Origin of the sequence: Aeromonas sp. 602200 (assembly GCF_049173895.1) — a bacterium.
Classification (GTDB): domain Bacteria; phylum Pseudomonadota; class Gammaproteobacteria; order Enterobacterales; family Aeromonadaceae; genus Aeromonas; species Aeromonas veronii_A.
This window is the reverse complement of sequence record NZ_JAAKSL010000016.1, coordinates 1-20,987: the sequence shown is the minus strand read 5'-3', so window position 1 is coordinate 20,987 and position 20,987 is coordinate 1. Positions and strand designations below refer to the sequence as shown.

The following is a 20,987-nucleotide window of genomic DNA, read 5'->3' as shown; positions in this document are numbered from 1 at the left end:
GCTTGTCAGGCAATCTGGTAACGGCCCGGCTTGTGGTTGAGTGTCAACACCAGATTACAGATAACCGCCGCCACGATGGAAAGCGCCAGGATCCAGGGCTGCACCACGAAAAACGAGGCGACAACAATGGCGCAATCGAGCCCCATCTGCAGCTTGCCCGCCCGGATGCCAAAGCGATCCTGAATAAAGAGCGCCAGAATGTTGAACCCCCCCAGACTCGACTTGTGACGGAACATGATGAGCAGACCCATGCCAATCAGGGTGCCGCCGATCAGCGCCGCATAGAGGGGCTCTATCTTGCCGATCTGCAACACCCCGTTAAGGTGATCTGTCATGTAGGAGACTGCTGCCACTGAGACAAAGGTGTTGAAGGTAAAACGTGGCCCCATCCGCAGCCATGCCAGCGCATAGAAGGGCAGGTTGATGCCGAAAAACAGCAGGCCGAAGCTGATGCCGGTCACCTTTTGCAGCAGCAGCGCCAGCCCGGCAGTCCCGCCGGTGAGCAGGCCAACCTGATGAAACAGAAAGATGCCGAGGGAAACAAAGCCGGCCGCCGTCAGCAGGGCCAGCACATCCTCATAAATAGGATGGGCAGTGCGAATCGAGGTGTTGTCCATAACCTGTATCCAAGCGAAGTAAAGAGAGAGTGTCTGTCGCCTGCCGTTGCGGGCGGGCTGCGAGCCCTGTCCACAGGGCTTCGTTATGGGGTCCAGTCTATTTTTTGTGAAAAGGATCACAACAGTCAGGCTGAACGCCCCATTCTGGTGCCTGTCATCTGGCATTGACACTCGCTGCACCAAGATGCAGCATGCCGCGCCGTCAGAGGCGGTTTGCCATGGCACAAACGCGCCGGCTCTGCTACAAAGCGCAGCCCCCTTTTCCCATCACCGTAAGGAGCCCCATGATCTGCACAGGACCCCAACCATGACGTATCTGGTCACCGGCGTCGCCGGTTTTATCGGTTTTCATGTGGCCAGCAAGCTGTGCGCCGCAGGCCATCGGGTGGTGGGGATCGATAACCTTAACGACTACTACGAGGTGATTCTGAAAGAGGCACGGCTGGCCCAACTGGCCAGTTTCCCCAATTTTCGCTTCGAGCGGCTGGATCTGGCGGATCGTGAAGCCATGGCGGCCCTCTTTGCCAGCCACGGTTTCGAGCGGGTGATCCATCTGGGGGCACAGGCGGGGGTGCGCTACTCCATCGACAATCCGTTCGCCTATGCCGACAGCAACCTTACCGGCATGCTGACGGTGCTGGAGGGGTGTCGTCACCACGGGATTCAGCACCTCATCTACGCCTCCTCCAGCTCGGTCTATGGCATGGGGGATCAGATGCCCTACTCCACCGCGCAGCAGGTGGATCACCCGGTCTCCCTCTACGCTGCGACCAAAAAGAGCGGCGAGCTGATGGCCCACGCCTATTCGGCGCTCTATGGCCTGCCCACCACAGGGCTGCGCTTCTTTACCGTCTACGGCCCCTGGGGCCGGCCTGACATGGCCATCATCAAGTTCACCCGCGCCATCCTCGCGGGCGAGCCTATCGACGTATACAACCACGGCGATCTCAGCCGCGACTTCACCTACATAGACGACATCGTCGCGGGGATCCTCACCATGGCCGACCAGCCGCCCCGCCCCAATCCCGATTGGCATGCCAGCGAGCAGAGCGCGGCCGAGAGCGCCGCCCCCTACCGCATCCTCAATATCGGCAACGGCCAGCCGGTGCGGCTGCTCGATTTTATCGAGGCGCTGGAAGAGGCCATCGGCAAGCCCGCCATCAAGCGGATGCAGCCGATGCAGGCAGGCGACATGCACGCCACCTGGGCCGACAGCGAGCCGCTGCACACCCTCACCGGCCTGCGCCCCGCCACGCCCCTCAAGCAAGGTGTTGCCGAGTTTGTCCGCTGGTATCTCAACTACTACCGGCCCGTCCGCTGACGAGCACGGGCAGCCTCTCGGTCATTGATGAGTTAATCAGATACCACTGATGCCCCGCGGGTTTTAGGATGGCTGAACGCACTGTCTGCGCACCATAGCGAGGATTTGAGATGCAATCACAGGAACAGGGTCTGATCGATGGACTGTTCGACCGCCTCAAGCAAGCGCAAGCCAGGGATAGCAAACGAGACCCACAAGCGGATCAGCTGATCCGCCAGCATCTGGCAGAGCAGCCCGATGCCCCCTACTACATGGCCCAGGCGCTGCTGATCCAGCAGGCAGCCCTTACCCGCCTCAACGATCGAGTCAAGGAGCTGGAGGCCAGCCAGAACAGTTCGAGCGGCGGCAGTTTTCTCTCCGGCCTGTTTGGTAGCGAGAGCAGCACGCCCCCGCGCTTTACGCCGCCACCGGCAACCGCGCCTGCCCAGCCCGCGTCCCGTGCCAGCTCCTTTTTAGGGGGCGCCCTGCAAACCGCAGCCGGGGTTGCCGGTGGCGTGATGCTGGCCGACATGATCGGCGGACTGTTTCACAGCAACCGGCCCGAGGAGATCATCGACATAATAGAGCCAGCGCCCATCGCCAATCCGGTCGATGCGGAACCGGTACGCTGGGACGGCTGGGATTCACCTCCCGATGTTGGCAGCAGTTTTCTCGACGACGATAACCTGAGTGGCGGCTGGGCCGACAGTGACGATAACAACGGCGGTTTCTTCTGACCGTCAAACCATTACTGGCCCCGCATCTGGCGGGGCCCAACTCGATACGAAACCCATGACTATGGAAAGTGTGATGACACCACGGATCGGCAGCGGCATGACGCGATATACTCAGCGCGCTTCGTGCCACCCGGGAACAACTCCCGACCCCAGGCGCTCTGTCCGTGGCCACGCAACCCCCCCATGACGACAAGGAGCCACCTCATGATCCGAACCCTGCTTTTGACCGGTGCCGCCATTGCGGCCTATGCCCTGACCCAGAGCCACTCTCTGCTTCCCCTGCTCAGCCTGCTGGCCCTGTTTTTGCTCTGGGTTGTCAGCGAAATTGGCAGCTTCTATCGCGCGCTTCCTCCCGCCGTGCTGGATGAGCAGGAGTATCACCACGACTTTTAACCGGATGAAAAATGGTGTGAAACTGTCGAGATGCCGTTAGTTCCATACCGTTTTGCTCTCTGAAACCAACCGGCTATAACAACAGGATCCACTGGGTTCATGGCGATAGCAGCCATGTTCCTCTATATCTTCTGTACTCAAACAGGAGATAACCCATGAGGCACATCAGCGAAAACGGACTGTTTTTGCTGCTTTTTTTGTCGTTGTTACTGGCAGGTACGCCGCGGGCGATGGCACAAGGCAGGGATTTCAGACAGGCCCCCAAGGCGCTGACGGCGATCAAGCAGGGTCAAGTGGCCCAGCAACACGGCAATCTGCAAAAGGCCATCACCCTCTACTGTGTCGCCGCCAGCACTGGCAACCCAGAGGGATATTTCCGAATCGGCCGCCTGCTCGCCACCGGCCCCGCCTCGGTACGCAGCGCCAAGCTGGCCAACAGCTACCTCGCCATGGCAATGCGCCTTGGTAACCGGCAGGCTGCCCGCTACTACAACGCTCGCATCGGCAATGCCCCCATGGGTGATCAGTGCGGCATCGGGATCCGTGGCGGTCAGGGTGGCTATCTGGCCGGGCTCCCTTCCACCCCCTTCAATGTCGACACCTGGGTGGCCCGCCAGCCTCCTGCCAAGCAAGAACTGGTCACCATGCTGCGCCACGCCGCCAAACACCATAAGGTGGATGCCCGGCTGGTGCTGGCGATTGCCATCGCCGAATCCAATCTCAACAGCCGTGCCGTTTCACCCAAGAATGCTCAGGGGCTGATGCAGCTGATCCCCGAAACCCAGCAGCGGTTTGGTGTCACTCACCCCTTTGATCCGGCACAGAACATCAAGGGAGGCGTCAGTTATCTCAAGTGGCTGGATCGCCGCTTCGATGGCGACTGGGTACTGATCTCGGCGGCCTACAATGCCGGGGAAAAAGCGGTGGAACGCTATGGCGGGATCCCACCCTATGACGAAACACAGGAGTATGTAAAACGGGTGCTCTACTTCGCTGGCCACAAGCAGCCCTGAGGCCATTCATCAGCATGTCCGTTACTGACAAAACACGCACCAACATTGCGCAACCGTTTTCCTTTCGGTAGGATCCGGCGCTTTCTCGCCAGCCCTACAGGTATCCCATGAATATCATCAAACGCTGTTCGCGCCTGCTCACCCTCTTTGCCCTCCTCTCCTCCAGCGTGATGGCGGCCACCCCGGCCCCCATCCTGATCCAGGGGGCGATGGACGTCGAAGTCGAAACTCTCGTTGCCGCACTGAAAGACAAGACGGAGCTGACTGTGGGGGCCTGGACATACTGGCAGGGTACTATCTCGGACTATCCGGTGGTCATCTCCCGCACCGAGGTGGGTCTGGCCAATGCCGCTGCCGCCACCACGTTGGCGATTGAGCGTTTCAAGCCGCGTCTCATCATCAATCAGGGTACGGCAGGAGGCCATGATCCGGCACTGCACCGGGGCGATATCGTTATCGGCACCAAGAGCTTCAACATGGGAGCCTATCGCAGTGACCTGATGCCCGCCGAGCAAGGCGTCGATCCGAGCAAATGGCACAACTTCGAGGTCACCATGCGTCTGCGCGATAACGGCAAGCTGGTGGAGCACAGCTCGTTCGCTGGCGATCCCGAGCTGATTGGCCGCGCCCTCGGTATGGCCGATCGCTATCGCCACGGCCGAGTAGTAGGCGGCATCATTGGCACCGCCGATGAGTGGAACCGACAGGTAGCGCGCATCAACTGGCTGCATCAGACCTACCAGACCGCCGCGGAAGAGATGGAAACCTCCTCCGCCGCCCTAGTGGCTGAGGCCTACAAGGTACCCTTTGTCGGCATCCGGGTACTCTCCAATACCGATCTCCACGGTGAAGAGTTTGACCCGCAGACTGCCATCCACTGCCAGCAATTTGTCATTGATTACGCAAACGCGCTGATCAACAGTTTCCACAAGGCATAAGGCCCTATAAGAGGCCGTCATGACAGGCGGCCTATCTTCCCCCCCCCATCTTTGCCCCCCCTTGCCCATTGGTTTACAATCGGAACGTTTTTTGGAACCGGGTTGACCTGTGTCGACCAGGCCCCACCACGACATCAGTCTGTTAATGCCAAGACATTAACCTGCTGAAAAGGAAGAGAATTAGCCAATGGCTCAATTTATTTACACCATGAACCGGGTCGGCAAGGTAGTGCCGCCCAAGCGTCATATTCTCAAGAACATCTCCTTGAGCTTCTTCCCAGGCGCCAAGATCGGCGTGCTGGGTCTGAACGGCGCCGGTAAATCGACCCTGCTGCGTATCATGGCAGGCATCGACACCGAGATCGAAGGGGAAGCCCGTCCGCAGCCCGGCATCAAGATCGGCTACCTGCCGCAGGAGCCGAAGCTGGATCCGGAGCAGACCGTACGCGAGGCGGTCGAAGAGGCCGTTGGCGAAGTGAAGCGCGCCATGGCCCGTCTGGACGAGGTCTATGCGGCCTACGCCGACCCGGATGCCGACTTTGACAAGCTGGCCCGCGAACAGGGCGAGCTGGAAGCCATCATCCAGGCTCAGGGCGGCCACAACATGGAAAACCAGCTGGAGCGGGCGGCCGATGCCCTGCGCCTGCCGGCATGGGATGCCAAGATCAAGCACCTTTCCGGTGGTGAGCGCCGCCGTGTGGCACTGTGCCGTCTGCTGCTGGAAAAGCCGGACATGCTGCTGCTGGACGAACCGACCAACCACCTGGATGCGGAATCCGTGGCCTGGCTGGAGCGCTTCCTGCACGACTACGAAGGCACTGTAGTGGCGATCACCCACGACCGTTACTTCCTCGACAACGTAGCGGGCTGGATCCTGGAGCTGGACCGCGGCGAAGGTATCCCGTGGGAAGGCAACTACTCCTCCTGGCTGGAGCAGAAGGACGCCCGTCTGGCGCAGGAAGCAAGTTCTGAAGCTGCCCGTCGCAAGTCCATCGAGAAAGAGCTGGAGTGGGTTCGTCAAAACCCGAAAGGGCGTCAGGCCAAGTCAAAGGCCCGTATGGCTCGCTTCGAAGAGCTCAACACCAACGACTACCAGAAGCGCAACGAGACCAACGAGCTGTTCATTCCGCCCGGACCGCGCCTCGGCGACAAGGTGGTGGAAGTGTCCAACCTGCGCAAATCTTACGGTGATCGGGTGCTGATCGACGATCTGTCATTTGCCATTCCGAAGGGTGCCATCGTCGGCATCATCGGCCCGAACGGTGCCGGTAAGTCGACCCTGTTCCGCATGATGTCGGGTCAGGAGCAGCCGGATTCCGGTACCATCACCCTGGGTGAAACCGTGGTACTGGCCTCTGTCGATCAGTTCCGCGACAGCATGGATGACAAGAAGACGGTATTCGAAGAGGTCGCTGACGGTCAGGATATCCTGCGCATCGGCAACTACGAGTTCCCGAGCCGCGCCTATATTGGCCGCTTCAACTTCAAGGGTTCCGACCAGCAGAAGCGGGTTGGCGAACTCTCCGGTGGTGAGCGCGGTCGTCTGCATCTGGCCAAGCTGCTGCAGACCGGCGGCAACGTGCTGCTGCTGGATGAACCGACCAACGATCTGGATATCGAAACCCTGCGCGCCCTCGAGAACGCCCTGCTGGAGTTCCCGGGTTGCGCCATGGTCATCTCCCACGACCGCTGGTTCCTCGACCGCATCGCCACCCACATCCTGGACTATCAGGACGAGGGCAAGATCGAGTTCTTCGAAGGCAACTTCACCGAATACGAAGAGTGGAAGAAGAAGACCTACGGCGCCGAGGCGATCCAGCCGCACCGCGCGAAGTACAAGCGCATCGCCAAGTAAGCTGTCAGTCGGTACAAGCCGTACCATTGCAGCTGCGACCAACGTCACAAGGGGAGCTCCGGCTCCCCTTTCTGTTGTCTTTTGGCTTACAATCCTAGACGGATGCCTTTGCATGGATGTAGCACGATGACGACCCCCATAGAGAAAAAACTCACCATCCAGATCCGGGTTGAACCGGGTTGTCTCGGGCCGGATGGCAAGACACATATAGAGACCTTCTGTGCCGCTGCTGCCAAGATTTTTGCCGCCGTGGAGCCCGAGCTGGTGAGCTGGGTGCTGATCCCCCGCTATGACAAGCAGCTGCCGGAGCAAGAGTTCTTTATCGAGGGGCGCAAGCTGACCGAAGAGCAGGCAAGCCTGTTTCTGCGCCGCCTCGGCCGCGAACTGGGTGAGGTTCAAGACCGGCTCGATTCTGTGCTGGCCCAGCTGGTCGAGCGCTACTTCAAGACCCTTTAAGTCCCCACTTTTCGATAAAAGGTTCTCTGCTGAGAACCTTTTTTCATGCTCAAAAAGCAAACGTTTGAATTTTTGCTCTATTCATTGATCCGCTTCGCAGATCCGGGGTTTGTAAACGGCGCCGCCTGTGTAAAAATGTGCGCGCTGTCACGGTATCAGGACGAGTCTGGTTACTTAACCGCCAGAAACAGGGCAATTTACCCCGCATGGATGGGATAGCCCGTTCCCCTGCTGCTTATTTCACGTCACCTATTGGAATCCAACATGAATCAACAACACCAAGCTGCCAATCAGGCCGCCGGGCAAGGATTGCTTGAGCGCCTGTTTGCCCTGCAAGGCCATGGCACTACCGCCCGCACCGAAGTGATCGCAGGTATCACCACCTTCCTGACCATGGTCTACATCGTGTTCGTCAACCCGCAGATCCTCTCTGCTGCGGGCATGGACACCCAGGCCGTGTTCGTCACCACCTGCCTCATCGCCGGTATCGGCAGCATCCTGATGGGCCTGTTGGCCAACCTGCCGATCGCGCTGGCCCCCGCCATGGGCCTCAACGCCTTCTTCGCCTTCGTGGTGGTCGCCGGCATGGGTTACTCCTGGCAAGTGGGCATGGGCACCATCTTCTGGGGTGCCATGGGTCTGTTGATCCTCACCCTGCTGCGGGTGCGCTACTGGCTGATCGGCAACATTCCGCTCACCCTGCGGGTTGGCATCACCGCCGGTATCGGTCTGCTGATTGCCCTGCTCGGCCTGCACAACGCCGGGATCGTTGTGGCCAGCCCCGCGACCATGGTGACCGTGGGCAACCTCACTTCCCTGCCCTGCCTGCTGGGTCTGCTCGGTTTCTTCCTGATCTGCATCTTCTCCGCCCGCGGCGTTCATTCCGCCGTGCTGATCGCCATCGTGGTCACCACGGGTCTGGGCTGGCTGTTTGGCGATGTCACCTTCAAGGGCTTCGTCTCCATGCCCCCCAGCATCGAGCCAGTGTTCGGCCAGCTGGATCTGATGGGTTCGCTCGACATCAGCCTGGCCGGCATCATCTTCTCCTTTATGCTGGTCAACCTGTTTGACTCTTCCGGCACCCTGATCGGCGTCACCAACCGCGCCAAGCTGGCCGATGACAAGGGCCACTTCCCGCGCATGAAACAGGCGCTGATGGTGGATAGCGTGAGCTCCGTCGGCGGCGCCTTCATGGGCACCTCCTCGGTCACCGCCTTTATCGAGAGCAGCTCCGGCGTCGCCGTCGGCGGCCGTACCGGTCTGACCGCCATCGTGGTCGGCCTGCTGTTCCTGCTGGCTATCTTCTTCTCCCCGGTCGCCGCCATGGTGCCGGCCTATGCTGCCGCTGGCGCCCTTATCTATGTGGGCGTGCTGATGTGCTCCGAGCTGACCCGGGTGAAGTGGGAAGATTTGACCGAAGCGGTACCGGCCTTTATGACCGCCGTCATGATGCCGTTCAGCTTCTCCATCACCGAGGGGATCGCCGTCGGCTTTATCTCCTACTGCGTGATGAAGGCGGGTACCGGCCGCTGGCGCGAGATCAACCCCTGCGTGCTGGTGGTGGCCCTGCTGTTCGTGCTCAAGTTCGTCTGGGTCGATAGCCACTGATAATGACCAGCGCAATCCGATGGGCTCCCGACAGGGAGCCCATTTTTATTTGCCGGATCATGCTTCTCGCCCCTGCGCTGTGACGCGGGGGCCTGACAGTGCTAGATTGGCAGCCACCATTTTGAACCGGCAGCGTTGTTAACCTCGTGTCGTTAACCCGCTGTCGTGAACCACAAGGACGGCAACCGTGGCCCAGCACTCTCCCTCTTTCTCCGCCTTCTCCCCCCTGCTGCAAGAACAGGCCGAGCGCCAATGGCAGCGACTGGTCGAGCTGGCCCCCGACTATGGCTCGCTGCCCGAGCCCGTTCGCCAGACCCTGCTGACCCTGCTCGGCCTCTCCGATTTTGTCGCCGACTCCCTCTTCAAACAGCCGGAGTTGCTGACCGAACTGCTCGCCTCCGGTGATCTCGAACGAACCGAACGCTGGCCCGCTTACCAGCACGATCTGACCGCCCTGCTCGCCGAGGTAAGCGATGAAGAGGCGCTCAAGCGCATCCTGCGCCAGTTCCGCCGCAGCCGCATGCTGGTGATCGCCTGGCGCGAGCTGCTGGGCCACGCTGAAGTAGAAGAGAGCTTTATCCACCTCACCAAACTGGCGGATGCCCTGATCTGCTCTGCCCGCGACTGGCTCTACACCAAACAGTGTGGCGAACTGGGCACCCCGATGGACGGCAACGGCAACCCGCAACCGCTGCTTATCCTCGGCATGGGCAAGCTCGGCGGTGGCGAGCTCAACTTCTCCTCGGACATCGACCTTATCTTCACCTTCCCCGAGAACGGCTACACGGTCGGCGGGCGGCGCGAGCTGGCCAACCAGCAATTTTTCATCAAACTCGGTCAGCGCATCATCAACGCCCTCCACCAGCCCACTCAGGATGGTCAGGTGTTCCGGGTCGATATGCGCTTACGCCCCTTTGGCGATGCGGGGCCGCTCGCCATCTCCTTTGCCGCCATGGAGGATTACTACCAGCATCACGGCCGCAACTGGGAGCGCTACGCCATGGTCAAGGCGCGGGTGCTGGGGCCCCAGTGTGAACACGCGGTGGAGCTGGCCGAGATGCTGCGCCCCTTCGTGTTTCGCCGCTATATCGACTTTGGCGTCATCGACGGCCTGCGCCAGATGAAGGCGATGATCGCCGCCGAGGTGCGCCGCAAGGGGCTGGAGGGCAACATCAAGCTGGGGGCTGGCGGCATCCGTGAAGTGGAGTTTATCGCCCAGGCGCTGCAACTTATTCGCGGCGGTCGTGAACCGGCGCTGCGGGTGCGCCACCTGCCCGAAGCGCTGGCTGCCATCGCCCAATGTGGCGCCCTCGAATCTGCCCATTGCGATCGCTTGCTGACGGCCTATCGCTTCCTGCGCCGGGTCGAGAACATATTGCAGGAGATCGGCGATCAGCAGACCCAGACCCTGCCCACCGAAGAGCGGGATCGCCAGCGGCTGATCGCTGCTCTGGGTTTTGCCGACTGGGGCGCCTTTATGGCTCATCTGGATGAGGAGATGGCCGCCGTCCATCAGGAGTTCGCCGCCGTGGTGGGGGAAGAGAAGGAGGCCCCCGCCCATCTGGAGCAGCTCTGGCTCGATCTCTGGCGCACCGAGCTTGACGCCGCCGAGCTGGAGCAACTGCTGACCGCGCAGGGGGTGGCCGAGCCCGCCCCGCTCTGCGCCGCTCTGCTGCGTTTCAAGGAGGAGTACAAGCGCCGTCAGGTGGGGCCGCAGGGGCGCATCGCGCTGGACTGGCTGATGCCGGAGCTGCTGCGGCTGGTGGTCGCCAGCGAGCAACCCGCCCGCCTGTTCGAACGGGTGTGCGAGTTGCTGACCCGTATCTTCACCCGCAGCGCCTATCTGCAGCTGCTGGCGGAAAACCCGGGCGCCCTGCGCCAGCTGGTGCGGCTGTGTGACGCCAGCCATCTGGTGAGCGAGCAGCTGGCCCGCTACCCCATCCTGCTGGACGAGCTGCTCGATCCCCAGCACCTCTATCACCCCACCCCGCTCGATCAGTACAAGCCCCAGCTGCGCCAGTTCCTGCTGCGCATCCCCGAAGAGGACGTGGAGCAGCAGATGGAGGCGCTGCGCCAGTTCAAGCAGGTGCAACTGCTGCGTATCGTGGCGGCCGACATCGCCGGCGCCCTGCCGCTGATGAAGGTGAGCGACCACCTCACCTGGCTGGCGGAGGCGATCACCGAAGAGGTGGTCAATCAGGCTTGGTCCCAGATGAGCGAGCGCTACGGGGTGCCACCCGAGGTGGCGGTGAGCGGCCAGCGCGGCTTTGCGGTGGTGGCCTACGGCAAGCTGGGTGGCATCGAGCTCGGCTACGGCTCGGATCTCGATCTGGTGTTCCTGCACGGCGGCGATCCCAACAGCTACACAGATGGCCGCAAGCCCATCGATAGCCGCCAGTTCTACCTGCGCCTTGCCCAGCGGATCCTGCACCTGTTCAGCACCCGCACCCCCTCCGGCATTCTCTACGAGATCGATATGCGGCTGCGCCCCTCCGGCGACTCCGGCCTGCTGGTCTCGTCGCTGTCGGCCTACGAGCTGTATCAGCAAAGCGAGGCCTGGACCTGGGAACATCAGGCGCTGGTGCGGGCCCGTCCCATCTATGGCGATGAGGCGGTGATCGCCGAGTTTGCCCGCATCCGCCGCGCCGTGCTGGCCAAGGAGCGCGACCTGCCGACCCTGGCCCGCGAGGTGCGCGAGATGCGCCACAAGATGCGGGATCACCTGCTGAAAGCGGGGGCTGGCGAGTTCGACCTCAAGCAGTCCCCCGGCGGCATGGTGGATATCGAGTTTATCGCCCAGTATCTGGTGCTGGCCCACGCCTGCGGCGAGCCCGATGCCCTCACACGCTGGTCCGATAACGTACGCATCTTCGACGAGTGCGTGATGGCGGGGGTGCTGACGCTAGAGCAGGCGGAGGGGCTGAAGCAGGCCTATCTGGAGATCCGCAACCTCGGCCATCGCCTCAACCTCTCGGAGATCTCCCGCAAGGTGAGCGACGATCAGCTGCAGAGTGAGCGCAGCCATGTGCTCGGCGTCTGGCAAACCCTGCTGGGGGAGTAATTCCCGCCAGCGGCAATGAAAAGGGGCCCGCCTGAATTGCTTCAGGCGGGCCCAGCTCTTATCGGTAAATCAGCATTCTTACGGCTGCTCAGCCGTGATCCATCACCGTCTCCACCAGCATCTGGTTGAAACGCTGATAGGCCTCTTCCTCAAGGAGCTTCGGATAGCTCAACACCCGTAGTGCATGACCCTCGTAGTCAGGATGATAGGGTGGGTGGAGATGGGCATAGTCGTTGAGACAAAAGCCCAGTCCCTGATAGAAGCGCAAACGGCGAATGGCAATCTCATCCTCTGGCGGATCGATCTCGAGAATGACGGTTTTGCCAGCCCGCTCGCAAAATTCGGCCAGCAGGCGGCTACCGTAATTGCGGCCGCGCAGCGCCGGATTGATGGCCAGATGTTCGATATAGATCTGCTCGCCACACGCCCACCAGAAGATGAAACCGAGCAACAGGCCGTCCTGATAAAAGATTTGGCAGTGATAGCGAGGATCCCGCATCTTCTGTGGCTGATGCTGTGACTGGCGCTGCTCGTAGCGGGGAAAACTCTCGCCATAGATCTGCCAGACCAGCGGTCACGCCGGATGGTTTACCTCTCTAATCACTTCACTCTCAATCATCAGAACTGCCTCTCGTTTATTTTGCAGAACGTTCATCTATACATGAAAATTTCTGCCACATCATCCTCTGATGAAATAAAAGCCAGAACGCCAGATTAGCGGGCGCCATCCGGTTGCGAGACAAACTGCTGCTGGCTGCCATCTGGCAGCAGCGCCAACACGCTTTGAGCGGCCAGTTTTATCCCTGCCAGCTCGGTGGCCGAACCGAAGTTGGCAATCAGTCGAGTGCCATCGGCAAACTCGCTCTGCTGCACCACACCTCTTTTATCGAGCCAGCGAAAACCGGTGAGCGGCTGGTTGTAGAGCCGCTCATGCAACGGGCGGAAGAAGGCATCGAGTCCCTTGAGGTAGGGAATGCGCGCGCTGGCACTATCCAGACTGAGGTTGAGCAGCGGCGGCACGTTGTAGAGCTGCTGCAACAGCTCGGTTACCTGACGGCTCTCCCTGAATTTGAGGCTATCCATCGTCCAGTGGTGGGTGGTCACTATGCTGTCGTGAAAGACGCTCTGGAACAGAGGCAACCGCAGCGCCGGATCGAAGTAGAGCCCCTGATACTCAGGTTTTAGATGGCTCTGGCGAAAGAAGAACGCGGGCTGATAGTCGGGATACCAGGCTCCCAGATAGTAGGGAGAGCGCTTGTTGCGGCGCATATCGGGATCCTGCCAGCCAAAGCCGCTGGTCTGGGGGCCGTGGGCAAAGGCCGCGGTGCGGTTGGCAACCGCGCCGCCCTCCTCGGAGCCCACCAGCACACCCTGACTCTTGGCAGTCCACGCCATCCCTGCCATCCGGTTGTCCGCATCCTGCGCCTGACTGGTTGGCTTGGCCGGGTCGAAGTCGTCAAACACCATGCCGGTCGCCGCCACATCGAGGAACCAGCTGTTGTAGTGGCTCGCTTGCTGCAACCAGGGTACGCGCTGTTCCATCACCGGGCGCACGCAGGCCTGATTGGTGTAGACGCCGCTGTTTTGAAAGCCGCTCTTGCGCCGCCCGTTCTCCTGCATGATGCCGCAGCGCAGATAGCTGTCCTGCCCCATTTGGGCGGTGAGCCAGCTCGGCTGGCGATTACCCTCCGGCAGCGCGGTATCGTAGGAGTCGTAAGGAGCGATGAGATAGCCCGCCGCTTTGGCAAGTTCAATCCCCTGCGGCGCAGCAAAGCCCGCCGTCCACTGGGGCAGACCCAGCCAGAGTTTTGTTAGTCCAGCCTGCTTGAGAGCGGCGATCATCTTGGTCGAGCTGCCATCCCCCCAACTCTGCGGCTCGTTGAGCGCAGCCCCCAGTTGCGTGGCAGCCAGCGCACGCCGGGCAGCGAAATCGGCCGATTGCTGACCCGGATGGCGCAGCGCAAGCGCCTGTTCCACGCCGGACAGCACCCGGTTTTGCAGGTAGCGGTTGCGATCAAGATCGGGCGCTTGCAGCGCACGCTTGCTCTCCCCCTTGAGCCAGTCGGCAGGGATCAGGCGGCGCAGCGCGGGCCAACTCTTCACATCCTGTGGCACCAGTAGTCGCTCGCCCCAGAGGTAGAGGTGAGAGGCGCCGATCAGCCGCTTGCCATCCTTTACTGCCGCCAGCTTGCTTTCGAGCGAGACCAGCTCGCCTCGCTCCTGCAACCAGCTGCGATAGGCCTTGGCCGCCGCCAGCCAGTCGTTGCCCGGCTGCAGCGGCACCGCCACCTCATAGGGGTCAGCCTGATTAAGGCGATTGACGCTGTGGGTCGCGGTGAGGGCAATGCCATCTTTCTTCGGAGCAAAGGTGAGCCGGTTGTTGAAGGGGTTGGCAAAGAGGATCGCCAGCTGCTGATCGCCGTGATCCAGCCCGACCAGCGGCAGGGTGAGATCCTCGGTGGTGTTGATCCCCTGATACTCCTGCGCCAATGCCTTGCGCCACTCGGGATGATCAACCGGGATGCGAAAACCCTCGTGGATCGGCAGCATCAGCGCCTGCGCCCCTGCCGGCACCCGCGGCCACACCAGCTCGCCAGCACTCGCACGGCTCAGGGTGAGGAGCAGACGGTTGCCCTCGAGACGGGCAGAGGCCCGCACCTCGCCATCGGCACGGGTCAGCCAGCTGGCGTGCTCCCCCTCCTGCTGCAGAGCGGTGACCGGCTGGCGCGGACCGGGGGAAGAGATGGCAAGGTGCTTGCCCGAGGGCAGCACAGCCTCGGCCGCCAGGGTGGCGGGATCCAGCTCAATGCGCCACTGCTCGTTGGCAAGGGTCAGCGCCTCGGCAGGCAGGGAGAACAGCGGCGCCAACAGCAGCAGCGGGCGGATCCGACTCGTTAGCACGGGAAGAAGAGTCATGGTCGGTAATTCCTGATAAAAACGGGAGCCGCCATTGCAGCAGATCCGCGGACTTGGATTGTCAGGGCAATGTCAGGATTGCGGTGACCTGACCATCACGACATCCATTAGTCCACCGGCCCCGCCTGACTGTGACTCAGCTGCAACACCAGCTGACCGCGCTGGTTGGTCTGCACCAGCGAGAGGGTACGCCAGCTATCGGGCGTAGCGGTTGGCCAGTTCACCGGCTCATCAGTCGCAATCCGGTGCCACCAGAGCAGGGAGTATTGCGGGCGGGCCAGCACAGTCTGCTCAAGCCAGAGCGGCGTACAGGAAGCGGGATTGGCGGGGGGATTGGCTACCGCCTGTGGCGAGCGGGATAGCCAGTCCAGATCCTGCACCGCAGGCAGCGGCAACGCCACCTGCCACTCCTTGCCCGCCACCGTCAGCCGTAGCTGATAGAGTCCGACTGGTAAAGGCATCGGCAGATCGGCCCCCACGACCCTGACCCCCTTACTCCCTTCCGCCTCCCACTGGGCACCTGCCAACCGGTTGTGGCCAGCGGGATCGACAAGTTCCGAGGCGGTGATGGCCCCCTCTCCGGTCAACTGCACCCGATAGTCTCGCAACAGCGGCGCATCGCGCTGGATCAGCTCAAGGCGCAGCTCGCTCACCCCATCAGGCAGAGTGAGAGGGAAATCCTTGCCGCAGTGCTGGGCACTCAGCGCGGCCAGCATCCCCTGCCAGCTACGGCGCTCGGCATCACTTGTGAGGGCGGGCCATGCCTGCTGCAAAGATTGCCAGGCGTGCCGGTTATCTCCCTGCAACAGCGCCAAAGTAGCTGGTTGCAGCGGATCGGCACGTTCAGTTGCCATAACGCAGCCAGCGCCTAGAGCCAACAGCAGTCCAGTCCGCGTTGCACGCTTCACGCTGGCACCTCCAGCCGGTAGCCGATGCCGCGCACCGTCTCGATGGCCAGCTCGGGCAGCTTCTGGCGCAGTTGCAGAATATGGGTATCGACGGTGCGGGTAGAAGGAAACGCCTGATAGCCCCACACCCGGTTGAGGATCTCCTCCCGGCTCAGCACCCGCCCCGCCATCCGCACCAGCAGGGTGAGCAGGGCAAACTCGGTGGGGGTAAAACTCACCTCCGCATCCTGCCAGCTCGCCTGCATCCTGGCGGGATGAAGCTGCAAGCCGCCCACCGCCTGAGTGCCATCCCCCAGCTGGCGCAGCTGAGCCCGGATCCGCGCCAGCAGCTCGTCGTGGGAGAAGGGCTTGGTCAGGTAGTCACGCGCCCCCGCATCGAGCCCGGCCACCCGATCGCTCACCTCCACCCTTGCGGTGAGCACGATCACCGGCAGCGCCTTGCGCGCCAGCCACTGGGGCAGCCAGCCGAGGGCATCCCCCTCCGGCATGGTGCGATCCAGCAGCACCAGATCCGCCGCCAGCCACTGCTGCTCCGCCGCAGCCAGAGTGTCGCACCAGAGGCAGCGATACCCTTCGCGGGTCAGATAGCGTTGCAGGTTCTCCGCCAGCAGCGCCTCGTCTTCGACAAGCAGGATGGTCTTCATGATTCGGGGGTGCTCCAGAGTTGGCAGGGCAGCGTCAGGGTGAAGGTGGTGGGCGGGCCGGATAGGGTGAGGCGCCCGCCAAGGCGGCGCAACAGATGGCGCACGATGGCAAGCCCCAACCCCAAACCATCGGCACGGGCACCGCGGCGCAGCAAGGTGGCGAGCCGGTACCCCGGCAGCTCGCCGCCATCGCTGACCGCGAGGATCAGACGCTCCGCCTGCCAGCTGGCACAGATCCGAACCGGCGCGCGGCCGTGCTGGCTGGCGTTGCGCAGCAGGTTGTCGAGGGCGAGATCGAGCCAGTAAAAGGGGAGCGCCAGAGTCATCTCCCGCTCAAGACAGAAGGTGGCGTCATGCCGCTCGCAGGCCAGGGTGAGCCACTCGGTGAGACTGACCGCCACCCGCTCATCTTCCAGAGTCTCAGCCGCCAGATAGTGGCGACTGGCCTGCGCCAGCTGATGCAGACGGGCGACACTGCTCAGCAGTTGCCCCACGCTCTGCTGAGCGGAAGGGGGCAGCCGGTCGAAATCGTGGCGCAGCTCCTCGCTGATTCCGGAGAGCGCCATGATGGGAGTACGCAGCTCGTGGGTCAGCATCTGCAATGCGACACGCCGCTCCCGCAGCAGGCGCCAGCGCTGCCAGCTGGCCCACCCCAGCAGCATGATGAAAGCAAGGGAGCTGGCCAGCGCCAGCCACTGCCAACCAAGCGTGGGGCGAGTATTGAAGCAGATCGCTCCGACTCGCTCTTCACAAGTACCCGCGATACGACTATCCAGCGTCACGCCAAGCCGCTCGGCCAGCGGTTGCCACTGCCCGGCACCATAACGGCGCCACTGCCCATCGCCAAGCAGCCAGAGCTGACCCGATTGCAGCAGCCAACGCTCACCCCGCAGCAGGGCGTCTAGGTTGTCATCGCCGAGCTCGCCAAGCAGCCCCAACCGGTCGCGTCGCTCCCGCACATGGAGCAGAGCATCGAGCCCGGCCGCCGGATGACCAGCCTGCCAGCGAGCCGCGCTGGAGCCGCCCAGCGGATAGACGGGGTGAGCGGCAAACCAGCGGGTCAAGGGCTTAGCCCCTTGGCCACAAAGCGCCCTCAGCAGCGGCAGCCACTCGGCGGGCAAGTCATTCTCTGTCCCGCACTCCTGCTGGTAGCGATAGATGGCCTGCAGCTGGCGCAGCGGATAGCGCTGCCAGGCGGGATAGAGGGAGTCGGGAGCAATCAGGCGACGGTCGAGCCGCTGTACCTCGTCAAGGGGCAGCGTATGTTCGGGAACCTGCCTGGCCAGCTCGCCCGCCAGACGATCCGCCAGCGGCCCGGCCAGCACGGGAGAAGCCATGCCGTAGCAGATCAGGGAGCAGAGCAGCAGGATCAGGCGCATGGGTTCAACTCGAGATGACTCCGGATCAAGGCACAGCAGATCACTGCGCCATAAAAAATGTCAGCGCCATTTTTCAATGGCGCTGACATCCGGTCAACCGCTAACGGCATTTACGCGGCTCCCGCCAGCCCATATGAACAGTCACCTATTTGAACAGTCCCTTGAGCAGCTGGTCAGCCACACCTTTGACGGCCTCGTTGTCGGCCTTGTCACCCAGCAGCTTCTTGAGGCCGCGTTCGGCCTCCTTGCGCGCCTTATCCTCCAGCAATTTGTTGTTGCTGAGCAGTGCCTTCACATCGAGCTGGTAGCTGGGGGTCTGCCAGTGACCGCCGATCCGCACCGGAATGGTGATCTCTTTGAGCTCATCCACATCCTTGCCCCCCTGCCCCTTGCTGCTCTCGACAATGGAGGTGAGGAACAGGAAGTCGAGGCTCTCCGGCACCAGCGCCGTCTGCCCCTCCCCCTTGACCCGCAAGGCGGGGGCAAAGAGCTGGATGTCGTTGCTGCGGGCGATGCCATCGGCAATCTGGAAGCTGGCGGTCAGAGCGCTGAAGTCGGTCTTGCGCGCCTCCTTCACCTGCTCGGCCCCCTTGCCGGCGAGGGTGGCCCGCGCCTCGCGGATCATCTCCGGCAGGTTGATGCCATGCAGGGCGCCGTCGCTCAGCTTCAAGGTCACCTTGCCCTGCATTCCGTTGCGCAGTGCCAGAGGAGAGAGACCACGCCCCTGCACCTGCACATCGAGATCGCCCTTACCCTCCAGCAGATCGCTCTGGGCCAGAGTCTGCAGCAAGGGACGAATGTTCACTCCGGCCACCTGCTTGTGCACCTTGTAGGTGACGGGTTGCTGGCGTGCGTCGAGAACCCCTTTCGCGCTTACCTGACCGCCCGCCACGGTCGCGCTGAACTGTTTGAGCGTCAGCAGTCCCTTGGCCAAAACCACCTGCAGATCGACAGTACCGAGATCCAGCCCTTTCAGGCGCAGGCTACCGAGTTGCAACCGACCATCCAGATCCACACCTTTGAGCGCGCCCAGATCCGGTTCAACCGCGGAGAGGGCTTCGCTCTTGCCGGTTGCTTCTTTATCGCCAGTTGCAGCGGTATTGGAAGCACCGACCGTTGGTTTGTCCTCTCTCGCCTGCGCTGGTGTGGTCGGTGCCGATCTGGCGAGCCATTTGTCGAGATCCAGCTTCTCCCCCTTGAGATCGAAGCTGATCGAGGGAACAGCGCCAAGCTGCACGCTTCCATCACCACTCAACAGCGCCTCATCGGCACTCATCACCAGCTTGCTCAGGGTAATCAACTGCTTGTCGAGCTCGGCACGGGCAAACCCGGCCAGTTTCAGCTTCATCTGCGGGCGTGGCAGCGCATCACCTTCCAGCGCTGCCGTCAGCAGCACATCGGAGAGCTCGGCCAGCTTCATCTCTTTATCGAGCCGTCCCTTGAGTGTTCCTTCCAGCGAGCCAGCCAGTGAAGCTTGCTGCCCCTCTACCTTGACCCCTTTCAGCGCCAACGTGAGGTTGCTCCACTCACCCAGGGCCAGTCGGTCCCCCTTGATGGAGAAACTGTCGAGTCGCAGGGACGAGTCACTCAGGCTGCCACTGAGGCTCAGATCTTTCAGTTCACTCGCCATCACCTCCTGCGCCAGCTTGATCTGGGTCTGCCCTTTAACGTCGAAAGCGAGCTTGTCGGCACTCCCCTTGGCGGCCAGCGTCACGGGTACCCACTGACCGGTGGCCAGCTGCCCCATATCGAGATCGAGTCGATCCAGTCGCAGCGAGGTGCCGCTGCGATCATCCTGTACCAGCGCACTGGCCTGGGAGAGCGCGACACCCTGCAAGCTGATCTGCCAGGGCTTGCTATCAGCGGTTGGCGCAGGGGTTGCGGGGACGACCGGTTCGCTTGCATCAGCAGTGGCATCTTTGATCAGTCCGCTCAGATTGGAGCTGCCATCCACCTTGGTCTGGATAAAGAGATGGGCGCCACTCAGGGTCACCTTGCCAATCTCCAGGCGATGGGAGAGCAGCGGCAACAGAGCCACCGAGGCCTCCCCCTGTTCGAAACGAACCAGATCCAGCTCGGCAAAACCGGCCGGATTGCGCAGAGCCACCTTCTCCAGCGAGAGCCCGAGACTCGGCCAGAAACGCCAGTCAATCTCCCCCGCCATCACCAGCTCCCGGCCCGTGCTCTTGCGCACCTGTTCAGCCAGTTGGGGCTTGAATTGATTGGGGTCGATAAGGCTTATCAACGTCACTATGGCCAGCAAGGCTGCCACGGCGATGCCGAGCAAGATGAGAACTATCTTCTTCACGATATGCTCCTTGAATCCGGATCCACTGCTGACTATACCACTCACCGTCTGACGAATGGCGTCTGCGGGACAAAAGTGGACAAGGATGAGACAGGGATGGTCGCTGCCAATCCCCATCGTCATCAGCAGGGATCAGGCTTGCAAAGAGGATTGCTGCAGCCGCGCCACCGCGGTGCGCGTCGATTCGAAAGCAAAGCGGGGCAAGGGAATATCGCTGATCTTCAGCCACTGACAGGCGGCCACATCGTCAGCCGGCTGGATGAACGGTTTTTCACTCAGCTTGATAGCGAAAAAGGTGTCACAGGTGTGATAGGTGATGCCATCGTAGAGATAGATATTGGGAAAGGAACCGAGATAGGTACAAGGATGAGCGCTGACATCGAGCCCCAGCTCCTCCTGCAACTCGCGCACCAGTGCCTCCTCCAGCGACTCGCCGGGATCGACAAATCCGCCCGGCAGATCCAGCAACCCCTTGCCCGGATTGCGGGCACGCACCGCAACCAGCACCTCATCCTGCCAGCAAAGCGCCACCATCACCGCCGTCGCCACATTCTGGAAAAAATGAAAACCGCAGCCACAGAGAAACTCTTTAGGGCTGACGCTCTGCAAGGTTTGACCACCGCATTTTGGACAAAACATGGGCTATCTCCGACGAAATAAAGCACCATTTTACGCTGTTGTGACCGTTTTTTATGAGTAAAACCGACGGGGAAGACTAGGCATTCAAAGGGAGAGGAATAAAACGGGACAATTATCAGACGATTTAATAAATTGCATGCAATAAAAAACCCCGCTCGATGAGCGGGGTTTCTTGTATTGGGTGCCTGGCAGTGTCCTACTCTCGCATGGCGAAT

At 61.7% G+C, this 20,987-nt stretch carries 17 protein-coding genes; 9 read left to right on the top strand and 8 right to left on the bottom strand.

Translation table 11 applies throughout. From position 1 onward, the window contains the following. Window positions 1-5: 5 nt before the first annotated feature. A complete protein-coding gene (locus G5221_RS16915; protein WP_005349421.1) occupies window positions 6-617 on the bottom strand; it encodes a YitT family protein in 612 nt (203 codons plus the stop codon). Window positions 618-924: 307 nt separating this feature from the next. Here G5221_RS16915 and G5221_RS16910 point away from each other — a divergent pair, with 307 nt between their 5' ends. The 9 genes from G5221_RS16910 to glnE all read left to right on the top strand — a co-directional run bounded on the left by G5221_RS16910 (window position 925) and on the right by glnE (window position 11,978). Beyond that, window positions 925-1,938, top strand: coding sequence for an NAD-dependent epimerase (locus G5221_RS16910; protein WP_227341320.1), 1,014 nt, complete (start codon window positions 925-927; stop codon window positions 1,936-1,938). A 110-nt stretch (window positions 1,939-2,048) separates the two neighbouring features. Next, on the top strand, window positions 2,049-2,654 hold the full coding sequence (locus tag G5221_RS16905) for a DUF2076 domain-containing protein (protein WP_245094942.1): 606 nt from the start codon (window positions 2,049-2,051) through the stop codon (window positions 2,652-2,654). A 204-nt stretch (window positions 2,655-2,858) separates the two neighbouring features. Next, window positions 2,859-3,047: a hypothetical protein gene (locus G5221_RS16900; RefSeq protein ID WP_421263615.1), complete on the top strand. Its 189-nt coding sequence runs from the start codon at window positions 2,859-2,861 to the stop codon at window positions 3,045-3,047. 155 nt (window positions 3,048-3,202) lie between these two features. Further along, a complete protein-coding gene (locus G5221_RS16895; protein ID WP_216951988.1) occupies window positions 3,203-4,060 on the top strand; it encodes a lytic transglycosylase domain-containing protein in 858 nt (285 codons plus the stop codon). A gap of 107 nt (window positions 4,061-4,167) precedes the next feature. Continuing rightward, window positions 4,168-4,998: a 5'-methylthioadenosine nucleosidase gene (locus G5221_RS16890; RefSeq protein WP_216951989.1), complete on the top strand. Its 831-nt coding sequence runs from the start codon at window positions 4,168-4,170 to the stop codon at window positions 4,996-4,998. A gap of 187 nt (window positions 4,999-5,185) precedes the next feature. Beyond that, on the top strand, window positions 5,186-6,853 hold the full coding sequence (gene ettA / locus G5221_RS16885; RefSeq protein ID WP_421263614.1) for an energy-dependent translational throttle protein EttA: 1,668 nt from the start codon (window positions 5,186-5,188) through the stop codon (window positions 6,851-6,853). A 126-nt stretch (window positions 6,854-6,979) separates the two neighbouring features. Further along, window positions 6,980-7,309 carry a hypothetical protein gene (locus G5221_RS16880; protein WP_227341326.1) on the top strand — a complete coding sequence of 110 codons (330 nt, stop codon included), beginning with the start codon at window positions 6,980-6,982 and terminating at the stop codon, window positions 7,307-7,309. Between the two features lie 264 nt (window positions 7,310-7,573). After that, the gene (locus tag G5221_RS16875) at window positions 7,574-8,917 is read left to right on the top strand and encodes an NCS2 family permease (RefSeq protein WP_005343409.1); all 1,344 of its coding nucleotides are present in this window, start codon (window positions 7,574-7,576) and stop codon (window positions 8,915-8,917) included. A gap of 187 nt (window positions 8,918-9,104) precedes the next feature. Continuing rightward, complete coding sequence (glnE, locus tag G5221_RS16870; RefSeq protein ID WP_227341327.1) at window positions 9,105-11,978, top strand: bifunctional [glutamate--ammonia ligase]-adenylyl-L-tyrosine phosphorylase/[glutamate--ammonia-ligase] adenylyltransferase; 2,874 nt, start codon at window positions 9,105-9,107, stop codon at window positions 11,976-11,978. 88 nt (window positions 11,979-12,066) lie between these two features. Here glnE and G5221_RS16865 read toward each other — a convergent pair whose 3' ends face one another. The 7 genes from G5221_RS16865 to G5221_RS16835 form a co-directional block, all read right to left on the bottom strand. Next, window positions 12,067-12,549 carry a GNAT family N-acetyltransferase gene (locus tag G5221_RS16865; RefSeq protein WP_227343096.1) on the bottom strand — a complete coding sequence of 161 codons (483 nt, stop codon included), beginning with the start codon at window positions 12,547-12,549 and terminating at the stop codon, window positions 12,067-12,069. A 143-nt stretch (window positions 12,550-12,692) separates the two neighbouring features. Next, window positions 12,693-14,894 carry a glycoside hydrolase gene (locus G5221_RS16860; RefSeq protein WP_421263613.1) on the bottom strand — a complete coding sequence of 734 codons (2,202 nt, stop codon included), beginning with the start codon at window positions 14,892-14,894 and terminating at the stop codon, window positions 12,693-12,695. 107 nt (window positions 14,895-15,001) lie between these two features. Then, entirely contained in the window at window positions 15,002-15,748 is a 747-nt protein-coding gene (locus G5221_RS16855) for a DUF2861 family protein (protein ID WP_227341331.1), read from the bottom strand. Window positions 15,749-15,798: 50 nt separating this feature from the next. Continuing rightward, window positions 15,799-16,446, bottom strand: a complete 648-nt coding sequence (locus G5221_RS16850) for a response regulator transcription factor (protein WP_227341333.1) — start codon at window positions 16,444-16,446, stop codon at window positions 15,799-15,801. After that, window positions 16,443-17,825, bottom strand: coding sequence for a DUF3404 domain-containing protein (locus tag G5221_RS16845; RefSeq protein WP_227341334.1), 1,383 nt, complete (start codon window positions 17,823-17,825; stop codon window positions 16,443-16,445). Before G5221_RS16845 ends, G5221_RS16850 begins: the two co-directional genes overlap by 4 nt. A 145-nt stretch (window positions 17,826-17,970) precedes the next feature. Continuing rightward, window positions 17,971-20,133: an AsmA family protein gene (locus G5221_RS16840; RefSeq protein WP_227341336.1), complete on the bottom strand. Its 2,163-nt coding sequence runs from the start codon at window positions 20,131-20,133 to the stop codon at window positions 17,971-17,973. Window positions 20,134-20,265: 132 nt separating this feature from the next. Continuing rightward, on the bottom strand, window positions 20,266-20,772 hold the full coding sequence (locus G5221_RS16835) for an NUDIX domain-containing protein (protein WP_227341338.1): 507 nt from the start codon (window positions 20,770-20,772) through the stop codon (window positions 20,266-20,268). Window positions 20,773-20,987: the final 215 nt, after the last annotated feature.